Origin of the sequence: Deinococcus gobiensis I-0, from assembly GCF_000252445.1 — a bacterium.
Lineage (GTDB): Bacteria > Deinococcota > Deinococci > Deinococcales > Deinococcaceae > Deinococcus > Deinococcus gobiensis.
The window spans coordinates 184315-200879 of record NC_017771.1 but is presented as its reverse complement, the minus strand read 5'-3'; the positions used below and the strand labels follow the sequence as shown (position 1 = coordinate 200879).

13 protein-coding genes are annotated in these 16565 nt (G+C 62.5%); 1 reads left to right on the top strand and 12 read right to left on the bottom strand.

Annotated features, from left to right (window positions below; translation table 11 throughout):
* Positions 1 to 4: 4 nt before the first annotated feature.
* The 3 genes from DGO_RS24550 to DGO_RS20030 all read right to left on the bottom strand — a co-directional run bounded on the left by DGO_RS24550 (position 5) and on the right by DGO_RS20030 (position 3101).
* The gene (locus tag DGO_RS24550) at positions 5 to 346 is read right to left on the bottom strand and encodes a hypothetical protein (protein ID WP_226991571.1); all 342 of its coding nucleotides are present in this window, start codon (positions 344 to 346) and stop codon (positions 5 to 7) included.
* A gap of 306 nt (positions 347 to 652) precedes the next feature.
* Complete coding sequence (locus DGO_RS20035) at positions 653 to 1948, bottom strand: molybdopterin-dependent oxidoreductase (protein WP_014682944.1); 1296 nt, start codon at positions 1946 to 1948, stop codon at positions 653 to 655.
* 19 nt (positions 1949 to 1967) lie between these two features.
* Positions 1968 to 3101 (bottom strand): TDT family transporter, encoded by a 1134-nt coding sequence (locus DGO_RS20030; protein WP_014682943.1) that lies wholly within the window; start codon positions 3099 to 3101, stop codon positions 1968 to 1970.
* A gap of 79 nt (positions 3102 to 3180) precedes the next feature.
* Here DGO_RS20030 and DGO_RS22620 point away from each other — a divergent pair, with 79 nt between their 5' ends.
* Entirely contained in the window at positions 3181 to 4071 is an 891-nt protein-coding gene (locus tag DGO_RS22620; protein ID WP_014682942.1) for a LysR family transcriptional regulator, read from the top strand.
* A gap of 414 nt (positions 4072 to 4485) precedes the next feature.
* Here the strand turns inward: DGO_RS22620 and DGO_RS22610 are convergent, their stop codons facing one another.
* The 9 genes from DGO_RS22610 to DGO_RS22590 all read right to left on the bottom strand — a co-directional run bounded on the left by DGO_RS22610 (position 4486) and on the right by DGO_RS22590 (position 16479).
* A complete protein-coding gene (locus DGO_RS22610; protein WP_014682940.1) occupies positions 4486 to 5556 on the bottom strand; it encodes a tyrosine-type recombinase/integrase in 1071 nt (356 codons plus the stop codon).
* Positions 5557 to 5763: 207 nt separating this feature from the next.
* On the bottom strand, positions 5764 to 6426 hold the full coding sequence (locus DGO_RS22605) for an integrase (protein WP_145975570.1): 663 nt from the start codon (positions 6424 to 6426) through the stop codon (positions 5764 to 5766).
* 26 nt (positions 6427 to 6452) lie between these two features.
* The gene (locus DGO_RS22600) at positions 6453 to 7652 is read right to left on the bottom strand and encodes a tyrosine-type recombinase/integrase (RefSeq protein WP_014682938.1); all 1200 of its coding nucleotides are present in this window, start codon (positions 7650 to 7652) and stop codon (positions 6453 to 6455) included.
* 169 nt (positions 7653 to 7821) lie between these two features.
* Positions 7822 to 8661 (bottom strand): hypothetical protein, encoded by an 840-nt coding sequence (locus tag DGO_RS20015; protein ID WP_014682936.1) that lies wholly within the window; start codon positions 8659 to 8661, stop codon positions 7822 to 7824.
* A gap of 38 nt (positions 8662 to 8699) precedes the next feature.
* Positions 8700 to 9398 carry a hypothetical protein gene (locus DGO_RS20010; RefSeq protein WP_014682935.1) on the bottom strand — a complete coding sequence of 233 codons (699 nt, stop codon included), beginning with the start codon at positions 9396 to 9398 and terminating at the stop codon, positions 8700 to 8702.
* Between the two features lie 92 nt (positions 9399 to 9490).
* Positions 9491 to 9721, bottom strand: a complete 231-nt coding sequence (locus DGO_RS20005; protein ID WP_043805052.1) for a hypothetical protein — start codon at positions 9719 to 9721, stop codon at positions 9491 to 9493.
* A 130-nt stretch (positions 9722 to 9851) separates the two neighbouring features.
* On the bottom strand, positions 9852 to 15041 hold the full coding sequence (locus DGO_RS20000) for a helicase-related protein (RefSeq protein WP_014682933.1): 5190 nt from the start codon (positions 15039 to 15041) through the stop codon (positions 9852 to 9854).
* Positions 15042 to 15123: 82 nt separating this feature from the next.
* Entirely contained in the window at positions 15124 to 15612 is a 489-nt protein-coding gene (locus DGO_RS22595) for a hypothetical protein (protein WP_145975569.1), read from the bottom strand.
* Between the two features lie 93 nt (positions 15613 to 15705).
* Positions 15706 to 16479, bottom strand: coding sequence for an IS982 family transposase (locus DGO_RS22590; protein WP_014682931.1), 774 nt, complete (start codon positions 16477 to 16479; stop codon positions 15706 to 15708).
* Between the last annotated feature and the right edge of the window lie 86 nt (positions 16480 to 16565).

Genomic DNA, 16565 nt, shown 5'->3' with positions numbered 1-16565 from the left:
CGGGTCAGGGCGTGGCGGTACCGGTTGCTCCGGTAGTAGCCTTGCGTGTTTCGGGGGTGTAGTGGGCACTCAGGTAGGCGATGATCTTGTCGGCATTCTCGTCGCTGATAAAGGTCGCTCCGTACTTCTCCTTCATCTTGTAGACCTCGTCATGCCAGGTGGAGGCCGGGAGCGGCGGCTGTGAGGTGATGAACGTCGTCGCGTGACACACGCTGCAGTTGGTCCGCACCAGGTCTGCATGCTCTCCCTCGGCCAACGGGGGAGTGTCTAATGGGAGGGTCCCGATGGCGTAGCTGGCATCCATGGCGTACTGACCCGCCGCCGCCTGATCGATTACGCCACGCATCTGCTCGGCATATTGGGCCGTGGGAGAAGGTTCGGCTGGTGCTGTGGATTGAACGGTCGATGCCGCGGACGAGGGAACGGGTGCGCTGGACGAGGCCGCCGCAGATGGAGCGGCTGCCGTCGTCGCTGATGTTGTCGGTGTAGTCACAGGTGTGGCTGGCGAAGCTGTGGCCGGTGTCGCTGCTGTAGTGGCCGCGGCCTGTGGCGCCGGCAAGAGAAATGTGGAGAGTGGGACGGCGACCAGCACGGCCAAAACGGGAAGGGCCGCACCCAGAAGGAGTGGATATTTCATGATGAATCCCTCGTTTTATCCGGACTGTCCGACCGTGAGGGTCTGACGCTCGATGGTGTTCCAGAGGTACCCGGATGGATTCCAGATCGGCTGGTCGGTCTGCACTGCGCCGCTGGCATCCGTGGCCCGGACAGCCAGGGTGTAGCGCCCCGGCTTCGGGGGTGTCCAGGCGAAGGTCCAGGGCCGGAAGGCATACTTCCCCAGGTTTTCACCCAGACGCGCTGCTTTCCACGTTTTACCTCCATCGGTCGAGACCTCGACCTTCGTGACTGCCCCCCGCCCGCTTAATGCCAGGCCCTGAATGTTCAGCGGCAAACCAGCCGGGGCCTTCACTGTGTCGTCAGGGGTGACGATAAAGGAGCGCACGGGCATGCTACCAACCGGACGGAACTTCACCTTTTTCGCTTTGACAGCTTCCGGAGTGGTCGTGCCCTTCAGGTTGTCGGGTTGCTGGTAGGCCGTGACCATCCAGAAGTTGTCGTCGGGCTTGGTCAGAATGCGGATAAAGCTCAGGGTCTTCATCCAGTACGTGGCGAAATAGCCGGGTACCACTAGGCGCACCGGAAATCCGTTCACCAGCGGCAGGGGCTGACCGTTCATGGCATAGGCCACAATGCACTCGTCCAGCACCGCATCACTCAAGTTCAGGCTCTTCTTGTACTCGGCTCCGCCACTGCCGGGCGCGCCGGGACCCTGATCGAGGCCCTGAAACTGGACCTGGACACTGCCGGACTTGACGCCCGCTTTCTGGAGGAGATCACGCAACCGCACACCTGTCCAGGTGGCGCAGCCCATCGCGCCGTTGCCCCACTGTCCCCCTGGCCGGCGGGGCTGAAATCGACTGCGGCTGTTACCGGTGCACTGCATCACGGCATTCACGCTCACCGCCTCAAATTCTCCCGTGAGCTGAGCCAGGCTGAACGCCTGGGGAGTGCGGACATTGCCCTCGATCTTGAGTCGCCAGGTGTTCAGGTCGATGTCCGTCGGAAAGATGGCCAGATTGGAGCGGACGAAGAAGGCGGAGGCCGGCGTCAGTGGGCTCTGGAAGTACGCGCGGGGCGTTTCATACAGGAGGGGACGGTCGACCAACCGAATCAGTGGCACCTTCTGCGGCAGAGCGATCAGAGGCCCGAGACCGTTCCAAGTGTCCAGCGGCCCAGGACCACTGAAGCTGGGGGCCGTGCCCTGACCAGGAGCAGAGGTGGGCATCTCCTGCGCCTGGGCCGCGCGGCCCAGGGCCAGCGCCACGCCAGTGGCGCCAAGAAGAGAGAGTGCAGCTCGACGGGTCAGCGGAGAAGATGAATCAGACATAATGGGTCTCCTTGAGTGTTCAGCGGCGCGGAAGGCCGGTCTCCCGCGAGAGGGGCGGTGTCTGGAACAGATGGCCGTGCCATGCACCGTGGACGGTCCGAACGGTGACCAGCACCCACAACGCCGCCAGGGTTACGACGAACACGTGCCCAAGCACCGTGAACACGGTCAGGTGGGTCAAGGCGCCCAAGCCGAAGGTCGCGGCCGTATACACGCCCAGCGGGAAGGTCAGACCCCACCAGCCGAGGTTGAAGGGGAGGCCCTGGCGCGCGAAACGCAGGGTGGTCAGGGTCGCCAGCGCCAGCCACCAGGCACCGAAGCCCCACAGCACCAGCCCACCGGCCAGCCCCAGGCCCAGAAGGACCGGCGTGAGTTCGCTCAGCCCCTGGGCCGCCAGGATCCGCGGCGCGGCCTCGCCCAGTTGCAGCAGGGCCAGCGCACCCGTCGCCAGCGGCCCCAGGGGCAGAAACATGCTCACGGCGAGGTCAGGCGTCGGGAGCTTGTGCTGCGCGAGCCGCAGGACCAGCACCGTGATGACCATCAAGGCCAGGGGCACCGAGAGGGCGAACAGCACGTAGCCCGCATAGACCAGCGTGGTCGCGTTCCCCACGCTCAGATGCGGCGCGATCAGGCCCGCGCTCGCCGCTGCGACCTCCGAGGCCACGATAGGCAGCAGCCACACGCCGGTCATGCGCTCCAAGGCGTGGTCCTGTCGCGTGAACATCAGGTAGGGCACAAGAAGGCCGATGACGACCGACAACAGGGCGTCGAAAGCCCATAGGTCGCGCGCCAGCAATGCTGCGCCCTCCCCCCAGCGCGGCACACCGAAGGCGATCAGGCCATTGATGACTGTGGCCAGCCCCATCGGTACCGCCCCCAGGAACATGCTCTGGACCGGGTGATGCAGGGTGGCGAGGCTCTCGCGGGGGAAACGGAGCAGTCGGGCCACCGAGAGCGCAGTGAAGAGCAGCAGCAGGGTCATGTTCAGCCACCACAGCCCCTCGCCCAGCAGCGCCGCGCCGGGAAGAGGCAGATGGGGCAGCATCAGGGCGAGGATGCCGGTGCCCATCGTGGCGGCGAACCAGTTGGGCGTGAAGCCCCGGATGACCTCTACAAGGCCGTCCTCCTGGGCGAAAAAAGGCGAAGTAGTCATACCTGAAGGATAGATGTCCCACACTATAAAATCAAATAAGATTTGATTTTAATTACCCAAAAAATATATATATCTGACTATGTACCTTAACCCCGAACATCTGTTGACCTTCGTGAGGGTCGCCCGGCTGGGCAGCCTGAGCGCCGCTGCCGCCGAACTGAACCTCACCCAGCCGGCGGTGTCCACCCAGATCAAACTGCTGACTCAAGCTGTCGGTGAGCCGATCTTCCGCCGCCACCGTACAGGAGTGCGACTGACCGAGGCAGGTGAAGGCCTCCTGGTACATGCACAGGCATTGACCCTGACCTTGGCACGTGTACAGACCTATATCCGTGAGCGACGGGATCTGGAACGCGGAACCCTCCGCCTGGCCGCCAGTAGCACGATTGCGGCGTCCCTGCTTCCGGAACTGCTGGCGGCCTATCATGAACGGCATCCCAGCGTGGTGTTCGAGATTCGGCAGGGCAACACCCAGGAAGTGCTGGGGGCCCTCCAGACGGGTCAGGTCGAAGTGGCCCTCATTGAGGGCCCCCCCGGTCACCTGGAGGGGGAGTGGCAAGTGGAAATCTTCGGACACGACGAATTGGCCTTGGTCGCCGCGCCGGGTCATCCCTTACTGGGTGTCACTGGGTTGGGAGAGCGTCTTCCCCTCCCTCTGATCTGGCGAGAGCATGGTTCTGGAACGCGGGAAGTGGCTGAGCAGGCCTTGGCTGGCACGACGGTGTTGACAACCAACCGGCTGGAACTGCCGGGGACAGAAGCCGTCAAAGAAGCGGTCATTCAGGGTCTGGGGATGGCCTTGCTCCCGGAACTGCGGGTACGGCGTGAACTTCGCTCCGGGGTGTTGGTGCGCCTTCCCTTTGCACTTCCTGGGTTGCGCCGACCACTTCGTCGGATCAGCGCAGAGATAGAGCAGCTATCTTACACAGCCCAAAAGTTTATAAATCTTTTAGAAACATCTAAATTCTGAACTTGCTTTTAAATTAACTACATTCACCAAAACTATTTACTGTGATATTTATCAAAATCTCTCTATATACATAATATCAGGTTTCCATATTTATGCTTGTCTCGAAATTAATATATTATTCTACTCTGTATTAATAATATGAGTGGGTTGTATCTGAATTTTTTTCTCTAAAATACCCTGGAGCGTTGTCTCTAGCTCCACCACTTCACCCGCCCATCCGTGCTCCCGCGCTTCCAAGAGCTTAAATTGCGTATCATGCTCAATCTGAATGAGACGCGGGAGCTGTGCCGGGTCCATCTTCAGCGCTGGACAGCGCACACAAGCATGCTCATGAGGACAAGGCGTTTGGTAAGGTCGAAAGCAATCTCCTAATGCCATCTTCCGCCGGCGGAAATGTGTCTCGAAGGCCGCCCACTATTCGTCTGTTGGTTCTCGATATTCTTCTGGCGGCCTTAACGCCCGTCGCCGAGCGAGATAGGCCCGGTGTTGGCGCAAGACGTCTTCGTCATAGAGCGCAGCGTAGCCTCTCGTCGTCTCCAAGTCCGCATGACCCATCAACTTCGCCAGAATGTGCAGAGGTAGACCGTGATGAACCGCCTCTGTAGCGTACATGCGTCGGAGATCGTGCGAGGTAATCGTTGCGGGCTCACCATCTGCGAATTTTAACCCTGCTCGCCGAGACGCTTTTCTAAGGAGATGGGGCAGAGCTTCGTCTGAGAGAACCCATCGTCTGGTTGAGCGTGTGCGCTGGAATAGATAGGTCAGGGGTTCGCCCATGACCTTTTCATTGGGATCGTAACGCTCAACCACTGGAAATTTGGCGAGATTTCCTTGCACCCGCCGGATGATCGTGGCGAGCACATGAGCGAGATCAGGGGCAATGGGTAAACATCGCTCTTGGTCAGTTTTAGAGGGTGCAATGGTCAGCGTGAGGACCTGCTGACCATCGCTTGTGGTGAAGGTATCAATCCCCCGACGAGTCAGCTCGAGGATTTCTTCTCTCCGGAGGCCAGTGTGGCGGCCGACTTCCAAGATGGCCCAGGTCCAGAAGGCATCCTCCTCTTCTTGCTGACAATTGAATGGTGTCCCGGGCGTAACGCCCACCTCACGGACCCAAATAATGTCCAGACCAAACTGGATGTTACGACGATCACTGTATCGTGTTACACGTTGCCAAGTACGTCCAGCGGTTTCGAATATCTCGCCCGCAACACATTCCTGTGCATGCGAAAGCAGTTGTTGTCTGAGCGTCCAGTGCTCACGCACCGAGCGTAAAAGCTGTGGCATGAGGGGGACGAGCTGACGTGTGCGATCTTGCATTTTCTGACGCCGCTTGTGCTTGAAGTGCCGAAATTCTCGGAGATCTGCTGAGGTGACAGGCGGCGGAAAAACCAGTGCTCCCCATTCTTCAGGATGTTCACTCGCCCACTGCGCGAGATCGAGGTAAAAAGCCCGTACCGTATGAAAAACGCTATGGACATTCATTCGCTTTGTGCCATCAGCGTTCAGCCGAACACGTTTCTTCCACTCTTGTGCAGTCCCACGTGGGAGGTGGAGGGATGCAATGCCCGGGTGATGCCGTTCCAGATCAACCCAGTAGAGGTTGCAGAGCGATTTTACGGCATTGACGAGGGAGTGGTAATCGAGGTGAAGTTCGCGCTCTTGAAAATACCGAATAAAGATGCATTGAATCTATTTGTTTTTAATACCACAGCTGGTGACCAGTTCATTGACGCTACGTCGGCCAGGGCGCACATGAAGATCAGGCGCTGGCTCACTCAGGATACCGAGGGCATGGAGGATGTTTTGAGCAGCGTATACGCCGAGTGCCGTCGTAGGATTTCTGGGGAAGGTCGTGAGGAAAGCGCGGTAATCGTAGAAATCCTGCACTTGAAGCTCAGGCATCCGCTTGCCTGTACATAACATGATACGTACGAGCTTGGCCAGGGCCGACTCCGCACTGCTGTGACCCATGCCATGCGCCTTAGCAACGTGGAGCAACCGCTCCAAATCATCCTTTTCTGGTCCTCGACGTAGTGCATTGATGAGCTGTAGCTTGGGATTGGCGATGAACCACCCATAGGTGGGGCGCAGGAGACGCAAGCAGAAGAGGCTCGTCAAGGCATTGCAGAGCGCGCCACGTGAGTCTTTGCCCCTCCGCTGGGGTGGAAACTGCTCGACAAACATCTTCCATGCGTCCGCATGTTGATGGTGGGCATCCCAACGTTCTTGCCAAGTGTCACCTGGAGCTTCTTGCAACCAGCGAAGGATGTGATGCAGGCCTGCTATCCGCAGCCACGTGACTGTCCGTGCGTCACCGAGAAAAGCGCCATGGTCCCGGAGCTTCTGTTCCAAGACTACAGGCGTGGGGACAGCGGAGCTCATTGTGGAGCTTCCGGGCCGAGAAGAAGGAGGAGATCCTGAGGATCGTACTGCCAACTTGGTGAAGTGTCAGACCTCTCTGGAGGTGTTGGGTGAGGTTGACTGAGGGCATGATGATGCGCTTGTACACGCTTGGCGACCTCTTCTGAACGGGCACGAAGGTATGTCTGTGTGGTGGAAATATCCCGATGTCGCAGATGACGCTGAATATCAGGAAGAGTCATGGTCGGATCGTTGGCTAGGCGCATCGCACAGGTATGACGGAAGTCATGAAGGGAGAGGTTGGTTCCAAGTTTTTGGTTCGCCCGTGTGAGCACAGCTCGGAGGGTCGTGTAGGTCATGGGCTTTCGTGTCCCTCGGGTCGTCAGCCAGAGGGCGCCGAGAGGGGAAAGTGGACGAAGTTCCGTGAGGTATAGGCGCAACCAATGGAAAAACTCACTTGATGCCGCTACCCACTCGGGTTCTCGAGAGCCTTTACTGATCAGGCGCACGCGTTGGTTCCCCCAATCGAGATCACTCATCGTCATATCAAGCAGTTCTTGGGCGCGTGGAGCAGCGGAAATAAGCAGGCAAAAGAGAGCCCGGTCACGGTGACAGGTCAGCGAGGTCAGGAGCTCACGCCAGAGGTCGTCAGACAGGGCCCGCGGCGTACGGGATGGCTGTTTCTGCCGGTAGAGGTTCCGAGCCGTGCGCTGAAAGGGATCGCCGGGGCGATGGTGCGCGTAACGTCGCTCACCCCGGAGCCTTTGGGGGACAGGGTTGCGACGAATGAGTTCCAGCGAGAGAAGATGCTGGTAAATCCCGGAAATGACGCTGAGATGATGATTGATAGTTGAAGGCTTATAGCCCTTGGCCAGAACGGACTTTCCCGTTTTTGCGTTGTAACTTCCGGCAGGTGGACGGTCCGGGCGATGCTGTCGGGCAGGGTTGTCGGCGGTACGGAGCCAGAGGACGTAAGTGCGGACATGAACGGGCTGAGCAGCCTGCCAGTCAAGGGTGTGGGGGGTGAGGAAGCGGAGCCAAGACAAGAGCGCATAAGCGTACGACTTGATGGTCGCTGGGCTGCAATCCGTAGCGGTGAGCTCTCGAAGGTACTCACTGATTGCTTGGATTTCCTGTCCATGCGCGTCAAGGAGGATGAAAGGAGGGAGGGCACCGGGGCGAGCAGCAATTTCAGGTCGACTGAGGGGAGTGAGCATGACAGACCTCGCGGAGGCGGCAGCTGACGAACCTAATAACCGAAAGTACGTTTAATCTACCCGGCTTGAATGCTGCCCAGTCCACTGACCCGCGGGCCGATCATGACGCCGATACGCGGATGAGCGTTCAGGGCATCAAGATCGGAGTTTGTCGAAGCGAGATAGAGCATCAGCTCGCCACCGGCAGTGCGGTCGGCAGTGCGGGGACTTGCGCTGGGCGGCTCAAGAATCGAGCCGCTTCGTCACGAATGGCCCTGGCCAACTCCGGGACACTGAGAGACCAGAGGGGCCACTGATTCGGGTGGGGGTAGCGGTTGCCCTTCCCGGTCGAGTTCTCAAACCGCCACATGATGGCTGTGCCGCTCGGGCTCGTCCGGCCACTCGTGCCAGAGGCGAAGACTTCGACCATCACGATCAATCCCGCGTCGACCTGCAGGTGCAACATGGCTTCTCCGCTGACCGCGACGCCGCCGGCGTTCCACGTGACGGCGTGGGGACGCCCCTCGGCTGTGGGATAGTCCAGGGCCTTCGCCAGACGTTTGAGGTAGCGGATGCTGTCGGCCTTGAAGGCGTTCTTGGCCTCTTCGTCGTACGAGATGCACCCGCGCGCACTGCCGTAGGTGCCCAGAAGCACGTCGCCCTTCTGGCTGCGCGCCTGGCGCTGCGCGTGAGCGGTCGCACGGCTCCGCCAGGCCTCCCCTTCTGGGGTGGTGAACATCGGCGAGAGGGGCGACAGGTGCTTGAGGAACGCCGGACTGACTTCGCAGTGTACCGGTCCCTGCTGCTCGCGCTGCACCGGCCCCAGAGCGAGATCGTGGCCGAAAGGTCGGGTCGGCAGCGGCGAGAGCTCGACCACAAAGGCTTCAGTGAGTCCCTGACGCGTGACCGCGAGGTAGGCGACGTCGCCGTTGAGCTCCAGTCCGGCGATGTGGCTTCCAGGCTGCTTGCGCTTCTCGAAGTACGCGCGCAGGGCGCGCGCGGTGTCACCATCGGTGGCCAGGGTTCGCATGCCATGACCACTCCCCCCGCGAGGGGGGGAGGGTCCGTTCAGGAGGGAGAGGGCGTGCTCGACAAGGACGGACCGAAGGCCGTGCGCATGACCTGGAGGACGCGTTCCTCCCCGGCCACCCGCAGCAGCTGCCGTCCCGGCTGGGCACCGCCCTGCTGCAAGATGGGCTGAATCCGCCGGAGCGTGTCCGGACTCAGTTCGGCGAGCAGGGGGCTGTACGCCCAGATCAGCGTGTCGCCCACGACCGCGAGTTCCAGTTCCGGCCAGGCGTGGCGCAGGCCTTCGAGGGCCCCCGGTCCGGGGCGCAGGAGGTACTTCCCCTCCCCCCCGAGCAGGGTACTGATCACGGGCCCCAGGAACGCGAGGCTGGCGAAGGGCACGCCCCCGGCGAGTAACTGATCGGTCCCGGCTTCGAGGGAGAAGCCCCGGGCCAGGCGGGCGCGGACGGTCCCCAAGGCACTGAGGGCGATCCGCACCGGTTCAGTGGACGCGCCCAGGCCTTGATCGAGGGCCTGAGCGGGCAGAATGCGCAGCATGCCCTCCTCGGTCCGCACCTGCAGATTGAGCCACCGACGGGGCGCGGCATTCGCCTCCTCGAGCACGTAGCCTACGACCGTGGCTGTTCCGCCTTCCGGAAGCGGAACGGTCGTATCGACGCTGGGGATGGGGGGCGCGGCAGCCCAGAAGAAGGCCTCCTGAATCTCCTCGAGGGCAGTGAAGGGGGTGTCGCTTGTCATGCTGGCTCCTTTGAGAAGGCCGCTGCGGGCCGGATCTCCGAGACAAAAGGGCCGCCCGAACCTTCCCTGGTTCGGGGCGGGGAGGGGGCGATCTACGCCTGGGGCGGGTGGAGGACGCCGAGGACGATGCAGCGGACGTCGAAGTCCGTGACGGGATAGGGATAGAAGGGCTGGGCGATCTCCCGTGCCAAGGCCACGGCGTCCCGAAGGTGTTGTCGGGCTACGCCGCGTAGGGCGTGCTGCTGCCTCCGCGCGGCGGTGCGGGTGGCCTGTTGCGCCCGCTCGGAGGCCTGCACCGCTGCGCGCACCTGGGGCCCAATCACCGCATGGGTGCGTACGGCGCGAATGGCACGCTCACGGGCCTCCCAGGCATTCCAGGCACCGGTCTCTTGGTGTTGATGCACCCGCCCAAGGCCTTCCGGGGGAGGTTTTCCCCCGGAGAGGGTTCTGCGCTTATGCCGCCTGCGCGGGACTGGCCACGTGCTCCACGACCTCCGCCCCCAGCACGCGGGCCACGAGCTGCAGCAGCCGGGCGTGCAGCTTCGGGCTGGCCTTCGTCTGCTTGGTCTTGTCGAGCACGCTGTCCACGGCCGAGAGCACGATCACCTGCTGCACGACCTGTACGCCGTCCACCGTCTGCACCTGGAAGTGCATCACCGTTTCCTTGCAGATCAGGCGGCTCATCAGGCCGAAGGCATCCTCTGGATTCACCAGTTCCACCCGCTGCCCACTCAAGGACAGGCTCACCACCAGTTCCGGGTCGCGCGGGCAGACCTTCTTCGCCAGGCGGCTGTCTATCACGTACACCTGCAAGGCCTCGCTCAGGGCGATGCGCGGGACTTCCAGCGCGGCCGCGGCCTGGTAGAGCCCAGCGTCCGCGTTCGGCGTGAAGTCGGTGGCTCGCATGAGCTGACTGCCCGTGAAGGTGCGCGATTCGCCTTTCTCGCTCGTCGCCATGATGACCCCGGTCGTGACCTGCCGCACGGTGAAGCGCTGATCGTCGGCCTTGAAGCCCAGGCCCTCGTGGACCGGCAGCAGCCCGAACCAGAAGATCTCGCCGGTGTAGTCCACGAGCCGCGCCAAGGGGAAGTCCCCCATCTGCTTCAGGGCCGTCACGCGCTGATCGAACACGCCCCGCGCCACCCGGACGCGCACGTGGTCGTTCGCGGTCAGCCCGTACTTGCGCCGCCGGCCTTTCTCGTAGCGCTGCTGCACGACGTCCCGGGCATTCAGGGCCGCCGCGAGGCTTTCGAGCTGACGCTCCAGAGCGGCGCGGCCAGTGCGTTCGGCGAGTTCCGTCTTCTTGGACAGGATCTGCGCCCGGGTGGCCTCCACGTCGTCGCTCATGAGCAGCGCCATTTCCTCGCCGGAGAAGCCCTGCCCGGAGTTGCCGAGTTCGTCGATCTCACTGTCCCACAGCTGCGAGAGCCAGGACTTCTTCCCGGACATGATGGTGTAGGTCAGGGTGTCGAACGAGCCGCGCATGAGCAGGTAGACGTTGCGGAGCTTGGCGACGGTGTTGCCCTGCCGCGCGCCGCGCCCGACCCGCTGGCGGATCTCCTCGAAGTTCCAGGGCATGTCCGCGTTGATGATCAGGCTGGTGCCCACCTGGAGATTGAAGCCCTGACCGAGCACGTCCGTCCCCAGAATCAGGGAGAGGTCGCCGTAGTTGTAATCGTCCTCCAGGTCCTGGCGCTCCACGCTGCTCTTGTGGGTGTCGCTGGAGACGATGGCAATCTCATGCGCGGGATAGCCAGCCGCAACGAGGGTGTTCTTCAGGCGAGTGAAGGCCCCCTGTTTCTCGCCAATGCTGAGGAAGACCAGCCCCTTGCCGCCGGTCGCGCGGTTTTCCAGGGCGAGTTCGGCGATGCGCTCGAAGCGGGGGTTGGGCCCAGCGATATTCAGGAGCACCGGGTCGATGGAGAGTTTGCGCATCTCCCACTGGATCGCAAAGGGGTGGTTGGGTCCCTTCGCGCGCGCGTCGGCGTTCCGGGCCCGCTCGCGCAGGCTGGTGTAGAGGTGCGCCTGCTCCGCACTCATGTCGATCATCACCTCGTCGACTTCTGCGGTGGGTACGGCCAGGGGTTGCCCGGTACCGGTCACGACCTCGGGATCGCCGTACGTCCGACTGATGACGTGATTGGAGATGATGTGACGCAACTCCCGCAGCCGCCGGAAGCCCGTCACGCACGGCTTGACGTCGACGCTGCCGTCCATGCCCGTGATGATCTGCGGTTCGATCTTGAGGTACTGATCCATCAGGGCTTCCCCCGTGGGTAGACCGTAAGATGGCAGGGCGTCCGTGACCATGCTCAGCATCGCGCCGATCTCCAGCGGACTGTTCTTGACCCAACTGGCCGTGAAGGCGAAGGTGCTGCCCCCCCGCTCGCGGATGTAGCGTCCCTTGTGCAGGGCGTCGAGCGAACGCTGTGACTCGCCCCCAGCGCCCAGAAAGCGGGGCGTTTCGCCAAAAACGGCCGGAGGGGATGCCAAATTCTTCAGCCCATGCGCCTCATCGTGACCGAGGAAATCGCAACCCAGGACCTCGAAGCATAGGTCGCCCGGCTGCGCGACGTTGACGCGGCTCATCATCGCGCCGAAGACCCCGAGCTGGCGGACCAATTCCTGGTGGCGGCCGCGGCGGGGCTGGCCCTCGAAGGCGTCCTGCGTCTCGAGGTTGCGCAGGTACTGCGGGTCGTCCATGATCAGCCGCTGGCGGTTCTCCCGGAGCATCGGCAGGCTGGTCAGGGCCTCCCGACTCATGATGATGAGGTCCACCGTGCCGGCCGCCAGGGAGGCGATCTTGGTCTTCTTGACTGCAGGGGTGTCCTTGGTCCAGGCCTCGATGCGCTGCCCGTCCTTGAGCATGTACGAGCCGTCGCGCTTGCGCTTGTAGACGACATGGCCCTTCTTGTCGTGGCGCACGCTCATCCCGACCGTGACGATGTTCCAGCTCGGGTAAGCCTCCCGGGCGTTCGTCGCCCAGTTGCTCACGAGTCCAGCGGGGACGCTGATGATGGGACGGGATGCCCGGCCACACATCTTGAGGTAGCCGATGAGCAGCAGCATCTTGATCGTTTTTCCCAGACCGACGTCGTAGTTGTTGACCATCCCCGAGGTCATCGCCATGGTCCGCACGTCCATGAGCTGGTACGGGTGCGGGGCCTTGCCCTGATAGCCGGCAATCGCCAGGGAGCGCGTACTGCCCTGCGCGCGGAGCGTGGCCCCACGGGCGAAGGTGTAGGCGTCCTCGACGAGTTGCGCGAAGGCGCTCTCCGGCAACCAGGCCTGGAAGTGGCGGGTGACCTGTGCCTCGTACTGCCGGGCGTCCTCGATGGCCAGGGTACGGGCCGCCGTGTACTCGTCCTTGCTCATCTCTTTCGCGCCGCGAACGTTCTCGACCTCCGTCTTGTGATTGAGGAAGGCTTCGAGGGCACGGCTCTGCTCGAAATCGAAGGCGCTGCGGGCCTGCACAAGCTCGTCACCGGCACTGGCGCGAACGCTGAGCTTGACGGCACCGCGGGTGCGCTCGACGTTGAGCAGGGGTTTGCCGTTCTGCGCGGCATCGAGGTAGGTGTTGACCCAGGCCTCGAGCGCGGCCACCGGGATGACTGGGTCGCGGGGCAAGAGGTTCAGGTCGGCGACGGGGGTGCGGCGCACGCGGGTCATGAACTCGTCGGCCTGAGCGAGCAGCGCCTCGCGGCGGTGGCCGCTGAAGGCCCGGGCGAGGTCGCGGGCTTCTCCAGAGCGGAGGATGGCGTGCCCGGCGTAGTAGAGACCGGGTTCGATCCAGCGCTCCCCATCGAAGGCGTAATGGGTGCTCAGGAACGCGGCCGCCTCTTCTGCGCTGACTCCGGCGTAATCGCTGAGCGTGTCCTCGGTGAGGGTCAGCAGGTCCGCCAGCTGCCCGGCAATCTCCTCGACGCCCTGGCCGGTGATGGGCAGGCGGACGTCGGCATCACTGGGAAGGTGCAGTTCACCCGACTCGGTGATGTGGCTCAGGAGCAGGGAGAACAGGGGGTAGGCGTCGACCAGGCGCAGGAACCGCTGGCGGTTGAAGTTTCCGTGCTGACGTACATAGGCCTGGAAGCGGGCCTGCACCAGCGCCCGGCGACGGGGGGTTTCCACGCGGCCAGCCGTGCGGGCGTGCAGGTAGCTCTCCAGGGTCTGGGCGAGCTCCGCGGCGTGGAAGACGCGTGGGTCGGCGAAGTCGTCCGTGACCTGCCATTCCCCGAGGCGGAAGCAGTACCGGCGGTCGGTGCTCAGGGTGCCCTCGGCGATCGGGAAGAGCTGGGCCTCCTCGCTCGCTTCGAAGAATGCTTGAGCGGCCTGATCCCCGTGCAGGCTGCGAATCGTTTCCGTCATGCTCCGCAAGGTGATGGGCGCGGACTTCTGGGCGGCCTGAAGCTGGGTCACGACGGCCGAGGTGTCCGCACGCACTTCCCCCCGGAGGGCGGGCTGACCGAAGCGGCCAGTGGTGAAGTCGGCCCGCACGCGGCCGAGGTGGTTGGCCTGCAGGTTCAGGGCGAGGGCGTGGGTCCACTCGCCCTCCGTTTCGGTGCTCTGGACGAGCCCCTTGCCCTCGATGAAGCCCTGAACGAGGGTCTGATGGGTCATGTCCGGGCAGTGACGGAGGAGCATTTCCGTGAGCTGGGTGTCGGTGTGCAGGGCGCACCCCTCGGCGACCCCGACGTCGTGGCGGCGCAGGACGAGGAGGGCGGTGGTCACGCCCGCGCCTGCCTCGCGGAAGGCTCCCTCGGGCACCACGACCGCGTGAAGGGGCAGCGCTTGACGGAGCAGGGCCGCTCGCCAGTCCCGGTGACGGTGGCCGTGCAGGACGCTCAGGGGCAGCAGGGCGACGACGGTGCCCCCGTGCATGACGCGGCGTAGGGTCTGGGTCATGAAGTACCGCTCGCTGCGTACCTCGTCCCGCTCATGCAGGTCGCGCGTGGCGCCCCGGGTGCCGAACGGCGGGTTGAGCACCGCCATGTTGAAGAGGCGGTCGCTGGAGCGGGTGGTGTAGGACTCCAGGGCCATGACATGCACGGCCGCGTGGGGGTGCAGCAGCTGCGCGGCGCGGCCGGCGACCGGATCGAGCTCGACGCCTGTCAGGTGCAGACCAGCGGGTGCCTGTGCGAGGAGGCCGCCGTTGCCGCAGGAGGGCTCGAGGGCGCGCACCGGCTTCTTAGGATCGTCGAGCTTCTGACCCAGGCAGGCGAGGGTCCACATCAGGGCGCCGATCTCGCCAGGCGTGTAGAACTGGTCGATGCTCTCGCTCTGGTCACCGAGGCCGCCCGTACCGCTGTATGCGCGCAGAACGTTCAGGTCCGGCTCAGGGGCGAGGATGGCCTGACGGGCGAGTGCGTTGGCCTGGAGACGAGCAGCCACCTGTCCACCAGTCGCTTCGACGCCGTACGCCAGCCCCTCGGGTGCGGGAGCAGGCTGGGTTTCACTCACCACGTCGGGCGAGGCCTGCGCGGTCAGGAGTTCGCCGTTCAGGGGCAGGAGATCCTGGAAGACCGTCGCGCGGTCAGGCTGGGCCGTCTTGAGGAGGGCGGCCGGGACGGCGTTGGCGGCTTCGTTGAGACCGAAGAGGGCCATGATGCCGGTGACGATGCGCAGCGCGAAGGACTTTTTAGTCATGCCCTCGGGGGTACGCGGTGTCGGCCGTCAGGCCGAACCGCGTGAGGGAAGGCGCGACCCAGGCGCCAAAGAGAAGAGAGGCCTACCTAAACTGACAAAACCGTTGGGAAAGTTCTCCGACAATCTGCTGAGTTACCTGTTCGAAAGTCGGAGCCTGGAAAACGAGTTTTGCGCTAGGCTGTTTAAATTTGAAAATAAGTTCCTGAGTATTGAGGTCGATAATATCAATATCTACTAGACCAATACGTTTACGTGATTCATCCCCATTGGCATTGCGCCAATTCTGTATTTTGCCGGAAATCTTGACTGAACCATGATCGAGTAGATTGATATAGTGAGGACCGCTGACCTTGAATCCTGCCTCTTCGAGCGCATCCGTCAGAGCGTCTGAATGCTGAAATCCATCAATTCCACCGAATTCGTCCTCGACAATGAAACCAATCACAGGTGTACGGGTCGTCTGATCAGGAGGACATGCAGCTGACGCTGGAGTCTTTACTTGGAGCTGCGCTTGAGCGGGTGCGCATGATGTGACCAGAAGAAGCAAAGGAAGGCAAAGTTTGCGGGGCACGGCTTGATGGTAAAGGTGCCTGTCTTGCGAGACTGTCACCTGCCATCAGGGATTGACGCCTTTCAAAAACCGTCGTTCAATTACAAACCCCGTTTAGGGTTGGGCAATGTTGTGAGCGAGTATGGCCAGGACGACACGGAGACGGAGCGACCGCAACGTTTTCGTCTGCACAGAGCGAATCTGAGCCTCGACCAAACTAGAGAACACCGTTTCAATGCGTTTTCGCAATCGAGGGTGGCGGCCAGGCCGCCACCCCGTGTCGTACCGGGTATTCCTCTTCGGTGTGAACACGTAGCCCAAGCAGCAGTACCCCTTATCACCGATGATGCGTGGCCCGCCGAAGTCGGGCCACCGCCGGTTGAGCTCGTAGCTTACGGTCGTATCGTGCAAATTGGCTGGTCGGATCAGATACTGCACGATGGCACCCGAAGCGGTCACCCACGCGTGCAACCTGTATCCGTAGACGTCTCCCTGCGTGCCGTAACCCCAACGAGCACCGGGAAACGCACAACGCTTCCCCCATTTGGGTCGGCAGACGGGCAGAGGCATGGAATCGACGATCACTTCCATGCAGGACTGTGATGGGGTGGCGACCGCTTCAAGTCGTTCAAGCAATCGCTGTCCCCGGGTATACGCCTGCGTGTAGGAGGGAAGATCGACACGATCTTCCCTCAGGATGTTCCACCAGATGGACGAGAACGGATGTTTGAAGATCAGTCGGCTGAGCAACAGGGCGACCAACAGGGCATCACTCAGTTTCTGGTGCGAACACCGCTTGACGTCACTGAAATGCCGTTTGGCCCAGCGGTGAAGCTGGCGGATGACGGCTCGTCGGCCTAAACTGTGATGGAGACGGTATCTAGCCATACCGTCTCCATTTTTTGCCCTCTGGGAGCCATTGAACAGGTCATGGCGCGAGCCCTAAACGAGGTTAGGGATTCAGGGCAAGTCTG